Here is a 3,829-nt window from a genome sequence, read left to right on the forward strand (position 1 = left end):
CACTTTTTTTCAACTTTTTTTAAATTTTTATTTTCCAATACCTTAAATAGCCCATTCCTATGCCATTTCTCAGACTTTTCTTTTTTCATTCTTTTTTGATATTTCTCTTAAAAGGGCTATATTTCCTTATATTATTGCAAAAATTAATAAAATTTATTTTATAATAACTTAGATTTAACTTTTCTAATACGACAAAATTAACAATTTGGGTTTATTATAATAATATGTAATATATATCTGCTTATGTAGTAAAGAATTATTCTTTATATATACTATATAATGCAATATATACTGACACATACATAATAGTTTGATACTGTTTATTGTTTTTTTGCATAATTTACGGTACTTGTAATTGTATACAATACACAAACTTATTCAAATTGCACAATGAAGTAGTGATTTTTCGTAATTAATGTGATATAATTACCATACAATTTATTATTAAGGTGGTAAATTAAATGGGAACAAAACATATTATTACTGTAGCAAGACAGTTTGGTAGTGGTGGTAGAGAAATTGCTACTGCTCTTGCAAAGAAGCTTGGTATTAAATATTACGATAAAGAGTTAATTTCTCTTGCAGCAAAAGAGAATGGTATGAGCCCTGAGGTTTTTGAAAAGGTTGATGAACAGGCAACTAACAGTTTGCTATATTCTCTATCTATGGGTTTATACAACTTTGGCAATGGTTTTTCTGCAATGGGTGACTTACCTATGAATGACCAGCTATACATTATTCAGCACAAAATGATTAAGAGATTAGCAGAAGAAGGTCCTTGTGTTATCCTTGGTAGATGTGCAGACTATGTTTTAAGAGATTTTGACAATGTTGTAAATGTATTTATCAATGCTGATATGGAATACAGAAAAGAAAGAGCTATCAAGTATCACAATGTTGATAAGAGAAAAGTTGAACAGATTATCAATAGAACTGATAAAAACAGAGCAAACTATTATAGTTTCTATTCAGGACTAAAATGGGGTCAGCCACAAAACTATGATCTTTGTATCAATAGTGGTAGAATGACCCAAGAAAATGTTGTTGACATTATTACTAACTATGTTGATATGTTAGAAAAATAACATTTTTAAAAATTCACTCCTGAATAGGATAAATTACTTTATTTGAAAAGGAGGTGTTGTTACAATGACAGAATATATCTATATGATGGCAAATTCACAAGGCGATATTGATGATTTCATTTTCGGTGATATTGAGTGGCATGAAAGCCAGAGATAAAGGTAACAACTATGAATTACAACAATAAATAAAGGATGAGCTTGAAAGTAACAAGTTCATCCTTTTATTTTTGCCTCTAAACGAAAGACGAAGGCTCTATAATTATTTTATGTGTAAAATTTTCCATTATTCATTTGTACCTATAACTGATAATGGGTCTACATAGCTACCGTTTACTCTAATAGCAACATGAAGATGAATACCATCCTCAGATTCACAAGGCATTTCCCCTACATTACTGATAGTATCACCTTTAGAAAGGGAATCATTCACCTGAACTTTAACATCATCAAGTCCACTATAATAAATCATAAATGTGCCACAATCGACAATGACAACCTTACCCATTCTATCGTCATCATAAATATCGCTGACTACACCGTCAGACATTGAAAGAACATTTGTATCTTTCTTACAATTAAAGTCAATACCTAAATGACTTCTATAGTCACCCATAGTTTTGTTATAAACTGCATTTTCGGAATAAGGCTTTGAGACTTTTGCATTTTTCACAGGATAAATTAAATTTCCCGGAACTTGCAGCATTGTTTGAACTGCTGACATAGTGGTTGATGTATTAGGCACAGTAGTTGTGGTAACTGTTGTTGGTAAAGTTGTACTTTCTGTAGTTGACATTGTAGTGGTTGTGGTTTCTTCAACAGTAACACCGGTCACCTGGTTATTAGCCTGAGTAGCAGTAGCCGTTGCAGTTGCAACCTGATTTCTCTTTTCTTTAAAACTTGAATAAGAAGAAAATGTTGACCACACAGCCAATCCAACGGCAGTTATACAAATTGCAAGAGAAACATAAAAACTTAATTTATTTCTCTTATTATGCTTTTTATGATTTTGACTATTTTTATACTTATTATATTCATCCATAAAAAACACCTCCGAAAGTAGTATTGACGGAGGTGGGAAAAATATACAGACAAAAGAAAAACTCCCAACAGAAGTTGAGAGTATTTTGGAGGCGTTACTCAGATTTGAACTGAGGAATGGGAGTTTTGCAGACTCCTGCCTTACCACTTGGCTATAACGCCTTATGGTATAGTATATGCAACTGTAAATAAAAAATGACAAAAGAAAAAGCACCCATATGGTGCTTTGGATACTGGAGCGGATGACGGGGCTCGAACCCGCTACCTCCACCTTGGCAAGGTGGCGCTCTACCAGATGAGCTACATCCGCAAATATTTTGGCGACCCGGATCGGGTTCGAACCGACGACCTCTAGCGTGACAGGCTAGCGTTCTAACCAACTGAACTACCGGGCCAAAAAAAGTGGTGGGAACAACAGGGCTCGAACCTGTGACCCCCTGCTTGTAAGGCAGATGCTCTCCCAGCTGAGCTATGCTCCCACAACAATCTGTTGTCTTTTGACAACGTAGTCTATTATATACTAGGATGAGACTAATGTCAATAGTTTTTTTCAATTTTTTGAAAATTTCATCAAAGTAATTTTAGCCTATTTAAAAAGCCTGATTTCATGGGGGTTCTCGCATTTATCCGTTTATAAAATAAATTATAAATAGCAACCTAAAATAATTAAGTAGAAAAAGACTGAATGTTAACAATAAATTCATAAAAAATGCAATTATTGCATTGATGAAAAATTCAATACTTCCTACAATTATATGTATAGAAATAATTAGGAGGTATTTTATGTATCACGCAGATACTTTTGTAAAGTTAAATAGAAAAATCTTAGATTGGAAATGGTATCAAGACGGAACAACCTTTAGGGTGTTTGTTCACTTGATTTTGAAAGCCAATGTTTTTGACAATGATTTTCAAAACATAACAGTACATAGAGGACAACTTGTCACAAGTTATGGTCGCATTGCCGGTGATTTAGGGTTTTATAAAAATAGCAACATTAATGTTGAACCAATCAGAACGGCAATTAGACATTTAAAAAAGACAGGCGAAATTACTACAGAAAGAATACAAAAAGGTCTTTTAATCACCATCAACAATTACGAAAAATATCAAGGTGAGGTTATGCAAAATAATCAAGAAAATTTTTCTACTCCCAATGAAAACACAATGGAAACCCAATCAGAACCCAATCACTTCCCAATCAAAACACAACAATATAATAAATTAAATAAATATAATAATTCATATAAATCAAAGACTGAGAGGCAAAAGTTGCTTTTGCCCCCACTCGGTCTGTTTGAAAATGTTTTTCTTACTGAAAAGGAAAAGCAAGACCTTGAGAGCAAGTACCCCAAAACATACCAAGGGAAAATCGACAGACTATCTCGGTATCTTGTTAACAGTAGGAAAAAGTATGTGAACCATTACGCAGTGCTTTTAGGTTGGCTTGAAGAAGATAAGGAAATTGATGAAAGTAATATTTGTGTCGCTAAAAACAGTAGTTCTACCAATGAAATGGCAAGTTACAATATTGAGGAACTAGAAAATTACAGTATGTTTGATTAGAGGACTGTTTTTATAAAATTGAACCTTTATAATTTCTCTATTTCTTATATAAAGGTGATATGACAAATTAGGGTTTGTGGTGCTAGAACTTGCCTTGTTATGTGGTAGATATTTAGAATTAGTAGAAACCATCCAGCCTT

At 32.9% G+C, this 3,829-nt stretch carries 3 protein-coding genes and 4 tRNA genes; 2 read left to right on the forward strand and 5 right to left on the reverse strand.

What is annotated here, in order from left to right; translation table 11 throughout:
* Window positions 1–461 precede the first annotated feature (461 nt).
* Window positions 462–1,085, forward strand: a complete 624-nt coding sequence (locus WMO18_RS10635) for a cytidylate kinase-like family protein (RefSeq protein WP_211148077.1) — start codon at window positions 462–464, stop codon at window positions 1,083–1,085.
* Between the two features lie 283 nt (window positions 1,086–1,368).
* On the opposite strand, the gene WMO18_RS10640 is transcribed toward WMO18_RS10635, so the two are convergent.
* The 5 genes from WMO18_RS10640 to WMO18_RS10660 all read right to left on the reverse strand — a co-directional run bounded on the left by WMO18_RS10640 (window position 1,369) and on the right by WMO18_RS10660 (window position 2,602).
* Window positions 1,369–2,124, reverse strand: coding sequence for a M23 family metallopeptidase (locus WMO18_RS10640; RefSeq protein ID WP_211148078.1), 756 nt, complete (start codon window positions 2,122–2,124; stop codon window positions 1,369–1,371).
* Between the two features lie 86 nt (window positions 2,125–2,210).
* Window positions 2,211–2,285, reverse strand: a tRNA-Cys gene (locus WMO18_RS10645).
* 72 nt (window positions 2,286–2,357) lie between these two features.
* A tRNA-Gly gene (locus tag WMO18_RS10650) sits at window positions 2,358–2,433 on the reverse strand.
* Window positions 2,434–2,441: 8 nt separating this feature from the next.
* A tRNA-Asp gene (locus tag WMO18_RS10655) sits at window positions 2,442–2,518 on the reverse strand.
* Between the two features lie 8 nt (window positions 2,519–2,526).
* Window positions 2,527–2,602: transfer RNA gene (locus WMO18_RS10660), tRNA-Val, on the reverse strand.
* Between the two features lie 304 nt (window positions 2,603–2,906).
* Between WMO18_RS10660 and WMO18_RS10665 the strand changes: the two genes are divergently transcribed.
* On the forward strand, window positions 2,907–3,689 hold the full coding sequence (locus WMO18_RS10665) for a hypothetical protein (RefSeq protein WP_211148079.1): 783 nt from the start codon (window positions 2,907–2,909) through the stop codon (window positions 3,687–3,689).
* Window positions 3,690–3,829 lie beyond the last annotated feature (140 nt).

Source organism: Ruminococcoides intestinihominis, assembly GCF_040096285.1.
Classification (GTDB): Bacteria; Bacillota; Clostridia; order Oscillospirales; family Acutalibacteraceae; genus Ruminococcoides; species Ruminococcoides intestinihominis.